This is a genomic window from Clostridium sardiniense, from assembly GCF_050584765.1.
Classification (GTDB): domain Bacteria; phylum Bacillota; class Clostridia; order Clostridiales; family Clostridiaceae; genus Clostridium; species Clostridium sardiniense_A.
The window spans coordinates 1,493,153-1,507,909 of record NZ_JBNOOR010000001.1 but is presented as its reverse complement, the minus strand read 5'-3'; the positions used below and the strand labels follow the sequence as shown (position 1 = coordinate 1,507,909).

General features: G+C 28.3%; 13 protein-coding genes and 1 riboswitch. Of the genes, 9 read left to right on the top strand and 4 right to left on the bottom strand.

Annotated features, from left to right (window positions below; translation table 11 throughout):
* Nucleotides 1–192: 192 nt before the first annotated feature.
* Nucleotides 193–365, top strand: a riboswitch (Lysine riboswitch).
* Between the two features lie 80 nt (nucleotides 366–445).
* The 3 genes from ACQPUW_RS07420 (at nucleotide 446) to ACQPUW_RS07410 (ending at nucleotide 4,869) form a co-directional block, all read left to right on the top strand.
* Nucleotides 446–1,771 carry an APC family permease gene (locus tag ACQPUW_RS07420; RefSeq protein ID WP_430836821.1) on the top strand — a complete coding sequence of 442 codons (1,326 nt, stop codon included), beginning with the start codon at nucleotides 446–448 and terminating at the stop codon, nucleotides 1,769–1,771.
* 354 nt (nucleotides 1,772–2,125) lie between these two features.
* Nucleotides 2,126–3,664 (top strand): AbgT family transporter, encoded by a 1,539-nt coding sequence (locus ACQPUW_RS07415; RefSeq protein ID WP_430836820.1) that lies wholly within the window; start codon nucleotides 2,126–2,128, stop codon nucleotides 3,662–3,664.
* A gap of 179 nt (nucleotides 3,665–3,843) precedes the next feature.
* Nucleotides 3,844–4,869: a glycosyltransferase gene (locus ACQPUW_RS07410; protein ID WP_430836819.1), complete on the top strand. Its 1,026-nt coding sequence runs from the start codon at nucleotides 3,844–3,846 to the stop codon at nucleotides 4,867–4,869.
* A gap of 21 nt (nucleotides 4,870–4,890) precedes the next feature.
* On the opposite strand, the gene ACQPUW_RS07405 is transcribed toward ACQPUW_RS07410, so the two are convergent.
* Entirely contained in the window at nucleotides 4,891–5,373 is a 483-nt protein-coding gene (locus ACQPUW_RS07405; protein WP_430836818.1) for a threonine/serine exporter family protein, read from the bottom strand.
* A gap of 1 nt (nucleotide 5,374) precedes the next feature.
* The gene (locus tag ACQPUW_RS07400) at nucleotides 5,375–6,139 is read right to left on the bottom strand and encodes a threonine/serine exporter family protein (RefSeq protein ID WP_430836817.1); all 765 of its coding nucleotides are present in this window, start codon (nucleotides 6,137–6,139) and stop codon (nucleotides 5,375–5,377) included.
* A 197-nt stretch (nucleotides 6,140–6,336) separates the two neighbouring features.
* Here ACQPUW_RS07400 and glyA point away from each other — a divergent pair, with 197 nt between their 5' ends.
* From glyA to ymfI, 4 genes are all read left to right on the top strand, one after another.
* On the top strand, nucleotides 6,337–7,572 hold the full coding sequence (gene glyA / locus ACQPUW_RS07395; RefSeq protein WP_430836816.1) for a serine hydroxymethyltransferase: 1,236 nt from the start codon (nucleotides 6,337–6,339) through the stop codon (nucleotides 7,570–7,572).
* Nucleotides 7,573–7,752: 180 nt separating this feature from the next.
* On the top strand, nucleotides 7,753–8,664 hold the full coding sequence (locus ACQPUW_RS07390; protein WP_430836815.1) for a metallophosphoesterase: 912 nt from the start codon (nucleotides 7,753–7,755) through the stop codon (nucleotides 8,662–8,664).
* 45 nt (nucleotides 8,665–8,709) lie between these two features.
* Nucleotides 8,710–9,648, top strand: coding sequence for a dipeptidase (locus ACQPUW_RS07385; protein WP_430836814.1), 939 nt, complete (start codon nucleotides 8,710–8,712; stop codon nucleotides 9,646–9,648).
* A gap of 4 nt (nucleotides 9,649–9,652) precedes the next feature.
* Nucleotides 9,653–10,393, top strand: coding sequence for an elongation factor P 5-aminopentanone reductase (ymfI, locus tag ACQPUW_RS07380; protein WP_430836813.1), 741 nt, complete (start codon nucleotides 9,653–9,655; stop codon nucleotides 10,391–10,393).
* Nucleotides 10,394–10,524: 131 nt separating this feature from the next.
* Here the strand turns inward: ymfI and ACQPUW_RS07375 are convergent, their stop codons facing one another.
* On the bottom strand, nucleotides 10,525–12,045 hold the full coding sequence (locus ACQPUW_RS07375; RefSeq protein WP_430836812.1) for a HAMP domain-containing sensor histidine kinase: 1,521 nt from the start codon (nucleotides 12,043–12,045) through the stop codon (nucleotides 10,525–10,527).
* Entirely contained in the window at nucleotides 12,045–12,716 is a 672-nt protein-coding gene (locus tag ACQPUW_RS07370) for a response regulator transcription factor (protein ID WP_430836811.1), read from the bottom strand. The genes ACQPUW_RS07375 and ACQPUW_RS07370 overlap by 1 nt, the downstream gene beginning before the upstream one ends.
* 146 nt (nucleotides 12,717–12,862) lie before the next feature.
* Between ACQPUW_RS07370 and ACQPUW_RS07365 the strand changes: the two genes are divergently transcribed.
* Nucleotides 12,863–14,116 carry a M16 family metallopeptidase gene (locus ACQPUW_RS07365; protein ID WP_430836810.1) on the top strand — a complete coding sequence of 418 codons (1,254 nt, stop codon included), beginning with the start codon at nucleotides 12,863–12,865 and terminating at the stop codon, nucleotides 14,114–14,116.
* Nucleotides 14,117–14,118: 2 nt separating this feature from the next.
* The gene (recX, locus tag ACQPUW_RS07360; RefSeq protein ID WP_430836809.1) at nucleotides 14,119–14,757 is read left to right on the top strand and encodes a recombination regulator RecX; all 639 of its coding nucleotides are present in this window, start codon (nucleotides 14,119–14,121) and stop codon (nucleotides 14,755–14,757) included.

The following is a 14,757-nucleotide window of genomic DNA, read 5'->3' as shown; positions in this document are numbered from 1 at the left end:
AAATAATTAAAAATAAACAAAATATCAAAAAGTATAAGATAAATTATGGAATGTATTAATTTGCTCATTAAGAATTTATAAATTAATGAAAACTTTTAAAATATGATAACCACAAGGGATTAGCATACTTAAAAATCATTTGACATTTTCTGAAATTTTGTCTAAAATTACAATGTCATAATATAATGAATTGGGTAAGATAGAGGTCGCAATAATAATAAGTAATATTAATGAGGAAAGCACTTTGAGTTAATATGAAAGGTATTGTTGCCGAAGTATATAATTAATGCTTTAAGATTATATACTGGGTTTACATAGAATATGTGTAAAACTGCCACAAGAAATTGTGGTGAGCTATCTTTGCGTTTGTAATGGATATATACAAGCTCAAAGACATTAGCTCTTTTGGGCTTATTTTTTTACTCTAAAATTGGGAGGGGACAAATTGGAAGAAAGAAACTTAAAAAAAGAGATTAGTCTATTTATGGCCACTATGCTTGTTTGTGGTAATATGATTGGATCTGGTGTATTCATGCTTCCTGCAACATTAGCACAACTTTCAGGACCACTTGCAACAATAATTGCTTGGATTATAACATCAGCTGGATCTATATTAATAGCAATATCCTTTGCAAATCTTGGATCAAAGTATCCAACGACAGGTGGAGCATATCAATATACAAAAATAGCATTTGGAGAATTTACAGGATTTTTAAGCGCATGGCTTTATTGGAATGGTTCATGGATTGGAAATGCAGCTATAATTGTAGCACTTTCAAGCTATAGTTCAGCAGTTATTCCAGCACTACGTGACCCATTTATTTCAATAATATATACAAGTGCGATTTTATGGTTTTTTACTATAATCAATATTATTGGAGTTAAAAAGGCTGGAAAACTTCAAACTATAGCAACTGTATTTAAAATTGCATTCTTTGCTATATTTATAATAGTTGCTTTCTTAAACTTTGATGTGGCAAATATTATGCCTTTAATTCCAGATGGAAAAGGATTTTCAACAATTTCACTTGCGGCAACATCAACACTTTGGGCTTTTGTAGGGCTTGAAAGTGCAACTGTTACTGCTGGAGAAATAAAGAATCCAGAAAAAAATGTTAAAAAGAGTACAATTTATGGAATGATAATAGCAGCTGTAATTTATATGTTAATTAGTATAGCGAGCATGGGTGCTATGCCAAACGGAGAACTTGCAAATAGTCAAGCACCTCTTACTGATATATTAAGTAAAATTTTAGGTAGTTCAATTGGCAAGCCAATTACAATTGCAGTAGTTATATGTATACTTGGAACAACTATAGGATGGCTTCTTTCAACTGCACGTGTTGCTTTTGCAGCTGGAGAAGACGGAGTATTCCCTAAATTCTTCGGAAAACTTCATCCAAAGTATGGTACACCTGCAAATGCTTTAATAGTAGGATCAATATTAGTAAATATATTATTAATTATGAATTTCCAAAAGAGTATGGTTTCAGCATTTACATTTATAACTATACTTGCAACACTTTCATTTTTACCGGTATATCTTTTAACATCCGCAGCAGAAATAATGTTAATGTTTAAAGGCGCAAAAGAATTTAACTTTAAAATTTTCATAACAAAAGCTATAGTTCCAATATTAGCTTTTATATATTCAATATGGACAATATACGGATCAGGTGCGGAAACTGTAATGTGGGGCTTTATATTAATGCTTATAGGGGTTCCATTTTATATATACAATTATCATAAAAATAAAATTAATAATAATTAAGATATTATTATTAAAAAATTACAAATACCTCTTTATTCTAAATAGAATAAAGAGGTATTTTTTTTTGTATATAAAAAAATGTCCGCCATATAGATACAAAAATTAAAAATTGTACGAGATATAGATATATAATAAAAGAAAGCTAATACTGATTTGATAATAAAACTGGATTAATTTTGATAAAATATCAATTAATATAGGATAAATATTGATCTCGCAAAGAAAATCATAAAGAATAGGTAAAAAATACTTTAAATTTCAAATATAGAAATAAAGATGATATAATTAAAAAGAAATTGTGAATAAATTAATAATAATATGTCTAAATAACAAACAAAGAAAAGGGGTTTAAAAATGAAAGAAGGGAAAAAACAAAAAGGGTCTTTTATTGAAAAGGTTGGGAAGAAGATACCAGATCCAGTAATAATATTCATGGTATTATATGCAATAGTAATTACTGCAACTATATTCATGGGTGGAATAAAATTTGAAACTTTAGGTGCAGATGGTGGAACAGTTGCTTATGAAATAAAGAATATGTTCCAAGCAGAGAATTTTAGATGGATATTTGATAATGCACTTTTAAATAACTGGCTTGCTTATGGTGGCGGGGTTTTAGGAACAATACTTATTGTAATGCTTGGAGTTGGACTTGCAGAAGAGTCAGGATTATTAACTACATTAATTAAGAAAATAGGACTTAAAGTATCAGATAAATTTTTACCTGTAGTTTTAGTTTTCTTAGGAATAATGAGTAGTATTGCAACAGACGCTGGATACATAATATTAATACCACTTGCAGGATTATTATATGTTGGATTAAAGAAAAACCCATTAATAGGTATGGCAGCTGCTTTTGCTGGGGTATCAGCTGGGTTTAGTGCTAATCTAATACCGGGAACTCCAATTGATGTTATAGTTGGTAACAATGCTAAAATATTTGCAGAAGGACAAGGGGTACCATTTGTATCACAAAGTGGACAAGCTTTAAACCCTGCAACAATGCATTATTTCTTTATAGTAGCATCAACCGTTTTATTATCAATGGTTGGATACTTTATTACTGCTAAATTTATAAAACCAAGGTTAGAAAAAGAAACATATGTTATTCCAGAGGATATGGATTTATCAGATTTTTCAGTTAAGGATGAAGAAAATAAAGGGTTAAAGTTTGCAGGACTTGGATTCTTAATAGGAGTAGGTTTAGTTATAGCTCTTTATCTTGGACCATTGGCACCTTTTATAGGAGAAGATGGAGCAAAAGTTAATCCATTTATGAATAATGTTATATTAATAATTACATTCTTATTCTTTATGCCAGGATTATTTTATGGTAGAAAAGTAGGTAAGTTTAATAATGCAATGGACATAGTAAGAGCTATGTCAAAGCAAATGAGTGGAATGGGTTATATTTTAGTATTAACATTCTTCTCATATAATTTCTTAGCATTACTTAGTTATTCAAATATTGGAACTTATATAACATATTTAGGAGCATCATTCCTTCAAGGACTTGGAATAGATAAATATCCAATAATTCTTTTAATAGGCTTTATTATAATAACTTCAATAATAAACCTATTTGTTGGCGGACTAACTTCAAAGTGGATGTTACTTGGACCTATATTTATTCCAATGTTGTACCAAGTTAACAATAACTTAACTCCAGAGTTTGTATCAGCTGCTTATAGATTAGCAGATTCATCAACAAATGTTATCTCTCCACTTATGTCATATGCTGGAATAATACTTGTATTTATGAGAAAGTATAAACCAGAATACACACTAGGAGATATGATAAGATTAATGTTCCCATATTCAGTTGGATTCTTAATATGTTGGACAATTCTATTAATCGGATTCTTTGCATTTGGAATTCCATTAGGATTTTAGTTATAAAAAGACTTCAGTTTAAATAAACTGAAGTCTTTTTTACTGAATATTATTTTTTTATAATCGTAAAATAATTTAACATAAATTACTATACCAATTAATATCTTTATAATATATGAGTAATATTACATAACTTTTTTAGATGTAATATAAAATTAAAGATTGAGAGGGGTTTTATTATGGAAAAGGCTTTAATTAGTCTTTGTATGATATGTAAAGATGAGGAAAAAACAATAGGAAATGCATTAGAGAGTGTTAGAGATATGGTTGATGAGATAATAGTTGTAGATACAGGGTCGACTGATAGAAGTATGGACATTGTAAAATCATATGGAGGAATGGTCTATAAAGAAAAATGGATAGATGATTTTTCTTATGTTCGAAATATATCTATAGAAAAAGCTAAGGGAGAGTGGATTCTAGTACTAGATTGTGATGAGATAATAAATGATGAAGGGAAACGAAGGATTTTTAATTATATAAAAGATAATAAAAAAGATAAGGGAATAAGTCTTAGAGTAGCCTCATTTATAGATGGAAAAAAAAGATCCATAGATAATTCTATAAGACTTTTTAGAAATGATAGTGCCATAAGATTTAAAGGAAAGATACAAGAGACTGTTAAAGATAGTATTATAAAAAATTATGGTGAAGATTCCTTATCATTTAGCGATGCTCAAATTTTTCATTATGGAAATGATAAGAATTTAGTAGATGTTGCTAATAAGAGCAAAAGAAATATTTTAATACTTGAAAATTATGAAAATGAAAAAAAAGATATATATTACTTTTTTAGGTTAGGCAATGAATTTGGAAAGATGGGGAATTTCAAGAATGCTTTAGAAAATTATGATGAGGCTATAACAAAAATTAAAGAAGAAAAGAATAAGGATATAGTAGACTTGATACCAAGACTTATAATAAATAGAACAAAAGCTCTTCATCAACTAAAAATGTATAATGAAGAAGAAGAATTCTTAAAAACTTATACTAAAAAATATGATGATTTTAGAGATCTATATTTTATGGAATGTCTTCTGAGAATTGAACTTTGTGAGTTTGGTAAAGCTAAAAAAGCATTAGATAATTATGTTAATACAAGAACTAATATAAAATATCCATCAAGTGAATTTGATGAAATTATTGATATAGATGAACTAAGTGAAAAGTTATGTAGTATTGATATGATTTTAACTGATGATTAGAATAAATAAAAGATTGAGAAATTATTTCTCAATCTTTTTAAGTTTTTGAAACCTTTTAAGCTGTACTTTACTTTTAAGTTTTACTTTATAGTATTGCCTAGTTATAGTTGATACAAATATAACCCCAAGTGCTAATGCACCTGCACTTGCTAGAGTATTAAGTCCAAGTTCAAGGGATTGCATAACATCTCCAGTAACAGCTTGATACATAGTGTAATACATTCCAGAACCAGGAACTAACGGAATAAGTGCACAAGCAACTAAAGTAGTAACTGGAGTCTTTAACTTTCTTGCAAGTATTTCAGAATAAATACTAAAAACTACTGCAGATAAGAAAAAGTTTGTTGTAGTTGAAAAATGAGCTTCAAGTCCTAATGCATAAACAAACCAGCTTATGCCTCCACCAATTGCTGCAAAAAATAAGTTTCTTCCATGTATGTTGAAAATTATTCCGAATCCTAAAGTTGCTATAAACGCATATATGGTTTGTAGGATAATAGTCATATTAAACACCTCCTAAAACCTTAAGCCAGAAGCTAATAACACTACCTGTACCTACAGCTATTGCAATTGCGACTATAAAAGCCTCGCTAGCCTTTATAATTCCACCTAAGTAATCACCAGCTATAGTATCACGTATGGCATTTGTAATTGCAAGACCAGGAACCAAAATCATTATAGCTCCGATTATAGTTTCATCTATATTCCTTATGAAACCTAGATTTAAAAATAATATTGCAAATGCAGCAGATACTCCAGCGCAAATAGTGTTTATAAAGAATTCATTTAACGACATTTTTGTAAATAATGAGGCTAGATATTTTATAAAGCCACCTATAAAAAAGGCTGCAATTAAATCTCTAAAGTTTCCTCCAAATAGTATTGAAAAAAATCCAGCAGCAAGTCCTGAAAATATTAGTGTAACAGGCATGGAATATCTTGCTGTATTATTTATATCATTAAGTTCTTTATCTATTGACTCAAGGGATGGTTTAAAAGCAGCTATCCTTCTTGATAAATCATTTATTCTTTCAATCTTATGTAAGTCAATTCCTCTTAAATTTACTCTTTTAACTATAGAGTAAGTTTGATCATTATAGCTTAGAGATACCATAATTCCAGTTGGAGTAACAAAGCTATTTGCTTCATCAATTTCATATGCTTCACATATTCTACATATAGTCTCTTCAACTCTGTATATTTCTGCTCCACTTTGAAGCATTATAATACCTGCATATGTGGATAAATGAAGTAATTTATTTACATCCAAAATATCACCACCTCAAAATCAATTACCAAGAGTATTATATCATATATTAAAGGGATTATAATGTTAAAAGAAGTAAAATTATATGAATGGAATATATAGATATGAGAAATAATATTTAGTAAATTTAAGAAAAAAGATTGAAAAATATTGGTTAAGAACTTATAATTTTTATAATTAAAAGAAATTGGGGTGTAAATATGAATTTTGAAAAAATATCAAAAAAAGACGAAGAAATTTATAATTTAATTGAGAAGGAAGTTGAAAGACAAGAAGAGGGTATAGAACTAATTGCATCAGAAAATTTTGCAAGTGAAGCAGTTATGGAAGCTATGGGTTCATACTTAACAAATAAGTACGCAGAGGGTTATCCAAATAAAAGATATTATGGTGGATGTTATGTAGTTGATGAAATTGAAGACCTTGCAAGAGAAAGGGCTAAAAAATTATTTAATGCAGAGCATGCAAATGTTCAGCCACATGCAGGATCACAAGCAAATATGGCTGTATACTTTACTGTGTTAAATCCAGGAGATACTGTACTTGGAATGGATTTAAGCCATGGAGGACATTTAACTCATGGTTCACCAGTAAATTTCTCTGGTAAATTATTTAACTTTGTATCATATGGCGTGGATAAAGATACTGAGGTTATAGATTATGATAATGTAAGAAAACTTGCTTTAGAGCATAAGCCTAAAATGATAGTTGCAGGTGCTAGTGCTTATTCAAGAGAGATAGATTTTAAAAAATTTAAAGATATATGTGATGAAGTAGGAGCTTACTTTATGGTTGATATGGCTCATATTGCAGGTCTTGTTGCAGCAGGATTACATATGTCACCTGTTCCTTATGCTGATTTTGTAACATCAACAACACACAAGACTTTAAGAGGACCTAGAGGAGGATTAATTCTTTGCAAAGAAAAGTATGCAAAGGATATTGATAAAAATATATTCCCAGGAATGCAAGGAGGTCCATTAATGCATGTTATAGCTGCAAAAGCTGTATGCTTTAGTGAAGCGCTAGATCCAAGTTTTAAAGAGTATATGACTCAAGTTGTTAAGAATTGCAAAGTTTTAGGAGAAGAGCTTGTCAATTATGGATTTAAACTTGTATCAGGAGGAACTGATAATCATTTAATATTAGTAGATTTAACTAATAAAGATATAACTGGTAAAGAAGCTGAACATCTTTTAGATTCAATTGGAATTACATTAAATAAAAATACAGTTCCAAATGAACAAAGAAGTCCATTTGTTACTTCAGGTGTAAGAATAGGAACAGCAGCAGTAACAACTAGAGGATATAAGGAAGAAGATATGAGAGAGATTGCTTCAATAATTAATGAATTAATAGATAAGAGAGAAGAAGGATCTAAAGAGTTAATTGAAAGAGTTAAAAATTTAAGCTCAAAACATAGAATGTATAAATAATTTAAAGTCAGGTAGAATACTACCTGACTTTTTCTTTTCTTAGGTAATTAAAATTTATTAGCATAGATATTATATTTAATTGAAGGTTAAAGGAAGATATAAATTTACTACTTATTTATACTATCAGAGAATAAATTGATGAATATAATAATACTACAAAGTAATTATAAAGAGATAGATATGGGAAAGAAAAAGTTTGAAAAAATATTGCAAAATGCAGAGGTCTTAGATATAGACTTAAATTCTAAAATTGTATTTATAAGTGATGTCCATAGAGGCGATGGAGGAGCTGCTGATTCACTTATAGGCAATAAGAATATATATTTAGCAGCCATAAATTATTATTATAAAGAAGAATACACTTTAGTTGAGATTGGAGACGGGGATGAGTTATGGAAAAATAAAGATTGTAGAGATATAGCCTATAATTATAAAGATGTATTTAGTATATACAATAGATTCAATAAAGATAAGAGATTATATATGTTATATGGAAATCATGATAAGATGAAAAAAAATAAAAATTTTAAAATGATTCATAAAAATAGATTTAAAAAAATCGGAGATAACTTTGGAGAAAATTTCTTAAATCTTATAGAAAATATAGAATTTCACGAGGGGATTGTACTGAATTTTATACCATCAAATAAAAAAGGCATAGTAGCTCATGGACATCAATTAGATTTAATGAATGATGAATTAAGCTGTGTAAGTAGATTTCTAGTAAGATATTTATGGAGATTTTTAGAAGGAGTTGCTGGATTTAAAGCTCCAAATAGTCCAGCAAATAACTATAAGAAAGGAAGCCAAATTGATAAAGAACTTGGAGAATGGTCAGATAAGAATAAAATTTTATTGATATGTGGACATACACATAAGATTAAATTTCCAAAGGTTGGAGAAGGACTTTATTTCAATGATGGTTCTTGTGTTCTTCCTAATAGTATAACATCTTTAGAAATTAATAAGGGTCTTATTTCAGTGGTAAAATGGAGTATAGAAGTTGGAAATGAAAATAATTTATATATAAGAAGGAGTTTTTTGGCAGGACCTGAAAGAGTTGAATCTTATTTGAAATTTGTTGAGAAATAAATGTTATAATATAAATAAAATTGTTATACATTTATTGGAGGAATTATGAAATATATTGATTTACACTGTGATACAGCTTATAGGATGTTAAATGAAAAATTGCCATTAGGTAATAGCATATGCAAGGTTGATATAGAAAAACTTAAAAGGGGAGAGGCCCTTGCTCAAGTATTTGCTTTTTTCTTAGACTTAGATGAAGTTAGTGATCCATTTGTAGGATTTATGGATATGTACAAAAATTTTATGAAGGAAGTAAATAAAAATAGAGATAGCATAAAAATAGTAAGAAATCTAAAAGAACTTAAAGAGGCAGAAAGAATAGGAAAGGTAGGGGCCTTTTTATCAATAGAAGAAGGTGAAGTTTTAAAGGGAGATATAGATAAGGTTAAGGAAGTTTATGATTTAGGTATAAGAATGATAACATTAACTTGGAATTATGAAAACAGCATAGGCTATCCAAATTATGAGTTTAAATATAAGGATATGGGTTTGAAAGATAAAGGAATAGAAATGGTTCAAGAAATGGAAAGAGTAGGGATAATACCTGATGCTTCACATTTATCAGATCAAGGATTTTACGACTTAGTAAACATATGCAAGAAACCTTTTATAGCGACTCATTCTAACTCAAGAAGGATAATGAACCATCCAAGAAACCTAACAGATGATATGATAAAATGTTTAGCCAGAAAAGGTGGTGTTATGGGCTTAAATTTCTGTAATGATTTTGTTGGAGAAAACAAAGTAACATCTATTACTGATTTAGTACTGCATGCAAAACATATAAGAAATATAGGTGGAATTGATGTTCTATCATTGGGGAGCGATTTTGATGGAATTGGGAATGAAGTTGAAATAAAAGATACAAGTGAAATGAATAAATTGGCTAACTATCTTGAAAAAGAGGGATTTAGTTATGATGAAATAGAAAAGATATTTTATAAAAATATAATTAGAGTACTAAAGGAATGCAGTAAGGAGTAATTAAATGAGCAAATTATTAGGGAAAGTAGCAATTGTTACAGGGGGATCTAGAGGTATAGGAAGAGATATAGCAATAGAGCTTGCAAAAAATGGTGCGAATGTTTTAATAAACTATTCAAAGGATGAAGAGGGTGCAAATAAAACTATAGATATAATAAAGGAATTTGGTGGATATGCTATAAAGGTGAAAGAGGATATTAAAAGTTTTAAAGGCGCAAAAAATGTAGTAGATGCAGCTATAAATAAATTTGGAGCTATTGATATTATAATTAATAATGCAGGAATAAGTAGTTTAGGACTTTTTATGGATGCAAGCGAGGAAGATATAGATAATCTTATAGGAGTTAATCTCAAAGGAGCTATGTATATAACAAGGCATGGAATACCACATATGATTGGAAGAGGTGGCAATATAATAAATATATCTTCTATGTGGGGAGAAGTTGGAGCATCATGTGAAGTTATATATTCAGCATCAAAAGGAGGACTGAATTTATTTACTAAAGCATTAGCTAAAGAAATGGCGCCTTCAAATATAAGAGTAAACTGTATAGCACCAGGAGTAATAGATACTGATATGAATGCATTTTTACAAGGTGAGGAAAGAAAATCCTTAGAGGATGAAATACCTATGGGGAGATTTGGAAGTGGTAGTGAAATTGCAAAGTGCGTAGTATTTTTATGTACAGATGACTCATCTTATTTAACAGGACAAATAATCAGAATAGATGGGGGATTAATTTAACATATAAAGTATTTAAGATTTTAAAGGGTTATTCATATAAAAACTAATGATACAGTATTTAAAAATTACATTTCTATAAAATAAAAGGACTGCTTAGTAAGCAGTCCTTAATTTATTATTAAAATCATTTATTATATCTCTTCTCCAACATCATCAATTTGAGCCTTTTTTAAGAAAAATTCAAATAGTACACCGTCAGGAACATTTCTTAAATCATAGGTGAAGTGATGTAAATCTAGTATATTCTTAACTATTGCAAGTCCAAGTCCTGTGCTATTATTTTTTCTATTTCCTGATTTATCAAGTCTATAGAATTTATTAAATAGATTTATATTCTCACCATCAGGTATTGAAGTGCCAGTGTTTAATACTGAAATTCTAAAGTATTCTTCATTTACAGTATCAATACTTACTATAATATTGTTGTTTTCAGGAGTATACTTTATTGCATTAGTAATAATATTAGTAAGAACTTGTTCCATTTTAAATATGTCAGCATTTATATAAGAGTAATCTGTTTTTGGGGTGAAACTCATATTTAAATTTCTTTCTTTAGAATCTGGCTTTAATTTATTTACTACTTTGTTTATTAATCTATTAATATTAAAAACTTCAAACTGTGGCTTGATTACACCAGACTCAAGTTTTGATAGTTCTAACATATCTGAAACAAGTTTACTCATTTTTTGAGATTCATCAATTATTGTTTCCAAATAAACAAGTTCATCATGTCCTGATACTATTCCATCCTTTATTCCCTCAGCATATCCTTCAATAATTCCAATAGGAGTTTTAAGTTCATGACTTACACTAGCTACAAAATCCTTTCTCATAGTTTCAAGTTTACGTTCTTTTTCAATATCCTGTTCAAGCTTCTTATTTTTTTCTTTTAAGTCATCTAAAGAGGATTGTAAATTAGTAGATAAGAAGTTTAAAGTTTTGGCAAGGTTTCCTATTTCATCATCTCTACTGGTTTCACATTTTTCTGAAAAATCCATCTTTGACATTTTAGTTGCAACATGATTAATGTTTTTAAGCGGATGAGTAACTAAACTAGAGAAGATAGAAGAAATTATCAAACAGATAAACAATATACCTATAAATATGTAAACATAAAATTCACTTATTACATTACTAGCTTCAATAATTGGTTGAATAGATGATACTGATAATACTATAGAATCATTTTTACTATTAATTGACATAGGAGCTGCAACGCCTATATTTTTGTCAGCGTGATTATTTGTATAAAATGTAGTTGATATTGGCTTATTTTTAGTAAATAGTTTAACTAAAATATCTTTGTTATCTAATAAAGAAGAGCAAAATTCTGTAAGCATTTCTATATCATCTTTATCATTTTGGAGATCATTTGATATATATCTAAGTTTACCATCTACTGAGAAGATAGCTATTTTTGAATTATTAGCATCTTCAAAATTTTTAAGTGCAGAATACAGCTTCGTTGGATTATTAATCTGAAAAGAATTTTCTATTGAAAATTGTTCAATTTCATTTGTTAGTGCTTTAGTTTTTTTACGCTCATAAAAATCCTCAAAAATAAATGTTTGAAAAATTAAGGTTAATGCCATAAAAGATACAAGAAAGATAGACGTTATAATAAATAATCTTTTAGATAAAGTTTCTTTCATTATTTCACCTCAAATTTATATCCACTACCACGAACAGTAACTATATAACTAGATTTATCTAATAGTTTTTCACGAAGTCTTTTTATATTTGTATCAACAGTTCTTATATCACCATAATAATCAATTCCCCATACATTATCTAATATAGTATCTCTTGAAAGAGCGATTCCTTCATTAGAAATTAGATATAACAGAAGTTCATATTCCTTTGGAGATAGAGATATTATTTCATTATCTACTTTAACTTCATGAGAAAGTTTATTAATTATAAGACCATTAAAGTCTTGAGAACTTGAATCAACATCTTTTCTCGTACGTTTTAAAAGAGCTTTACTTTTAGCAACTAAAACTTTTGGACTAAAAGGTTTCGTCATGTAATCATCTGCTCCAAATTCATATCCTTGAAGTTTATCTTCTTCTTCAGCTTTAGCTGTTAAAAGAATAACAGGAACTGATGATACAGAACGTATTTTTTCAAGAAATGTAAAGCCATCCATATTTGGCATCATAACATCTAAAATTATTAAATCAATCTTTTCTCTTGAAAAGACTTCTAATCCAACTTCGCCATCCTCAGCTTCATATATATTAAAGTTTTCTTTTAAAAAATAGTCTCTAATTAAAAAACGTATTTTTATTTCATCTTCTACTATAAGTATAGATTTTTTCATGTTGTTTAACCCCCTGTTAAAAAAATACTTAATTACATTATATACAAATATCAAAATATTTAAATAGTTTATAAGGTTTGTATTGTATTATTTCTCAAAACATATTATATTAAAGGTTGTAATTAAATTACAAATAGGAGATGAATATGATTAAATTAAATTTTGATATAAAAAAGACTGTGCTTAAAAATGGTCTTAAAGTAATAACAGTAAAAAAGGACACTAAGATAGCATCTATTAATGTTGGAGTAGGTATTGGTGCTATGTATGAAGAGTTAAATGAGAAGGGTATAAGTCATTTTATTGAACATATGTTATTTAAGGGGACAAGTTCAAGAAGTAATGAAGAATTAAATGAAGAACTTGAATGTTTAGGTGGAGAATATAATGCTTATACAGACTATGATTCAACTGTCTATACAATAAGTTGCTTAGAAGAAGAAATTGAAAATGGAGTAGTATTACTAGGGGATATGATAGTAAATTCTAATTTTCCATTAGAAGAAATTGAAAAAGAAAGAAGTGTAATACTTGCAGAAATAAGAACTAGCAAGGATGATATAGAAGATTTAAGTTTTAAGAAGACTGATGAAGTAGCATTTGAAAGAAGTCATTTAAGATATGATGTTATAGGAACGGAAAAAAATGTTAATAAATTTATGAGAGAAGATTTATTAGCATTTTACAATGAAAATTATGGACCTAATAATTCAGTAGTTACAATAGTGTCTTCTTTTGAACATGAAAAAGCCCTTAAATTAATAGAAAAGAGCTTTGGGAAATGGGAAAAAAGTAATTTTAGAGAAAAGAATGTAATTTTCGAGAAAAACAAAAAAGTAGAAGTTACAAGTTATAAAAATGAAATTGAACAAAGTACAATAGTATATCTATATACATTTAATGAGTTAAAGAAAGAAGATGAACTTTCTTTAAGAATTTTAAATCATAGATTAGGTGAAAGTGCAAATTCTTTATTATTTAGAGAAGTTAGAGAGAATAGGGGCCTTGCTTATGATATTTTTACACATTTAGATATAAGCAAAGATTCTAAGGTCCTTTATATATATACATCAGTAGGAGATGAGGATGTAGAAGAGGCAAAGATTGCTATAGATAGCGTTATAAATGATATACATGTAGGAAAAATAAGATTCCAAAATAAGGACTTAGATATAATGAAGAAAGTTCATAAAACAGCAGTTATATCAACTCTTGAAGATTCAGCAGATCTTTGCAATTATGTACTTCATCAAGAACTTGAAGATGAAGATGTATTAGAATTTGTTAAAGATATGGAGAGGATAAATAAAATAGAGAAGGAACAAATTTATGAAGTTGCTTCAAAGGTTTTAAAAGACCCTACAATTCATATTTTAAGAAGAGATAGACAAGGTGAGTAAATTTGAGTAAAATAACTAAAATAGAAGCTGGTAAGAGAAATAAAGAGAGAGCAAATATTTATATAGATGATGAATATGCTTTTTCAGTAAATATGGAGATCGTTTATAAATTTGGATTAAAGGAAAAAGAAGAAGTTGATAAAGAAAGACTTCTTGAAATATCTATTTCAGAAAATCTATCGAAATGTAAAGAAACAGCTCTTAGAACTGTAGAGAGAAGTTACAAAACTGAAAGAGAGATAAGAGATAAGTTATTATTAAAAGAATTTGATGACGAGACTATAGATAAAACAGTTGAATTTTTAAAAGAATATGGGTTTATAGATGATTCAAAATTTGTAAGAATGTTTGTTAAAGATCGTATAAAAAATCAAGGTAAGAATAAGATTAAGTATGCATTATTACAAAAAGGTGTTAATAAGTATCTAATAGATGAGGTTTTTGAAGAGCTAGACAGAGATGACGAGGTTAAACGTGCGATTGAGTTATGTGAAAAAAAATATTTGTCTATAATAAAGAGAGAATCTGATGATTTTAAAATAAAAAATAAGATTACAAGATATTTATTAGGTAGAGGGTATGATTATGATATAGCAAAAGAGTGTATTAGAGAGGTTTATTTAAAGTATAAAGGAGAATAA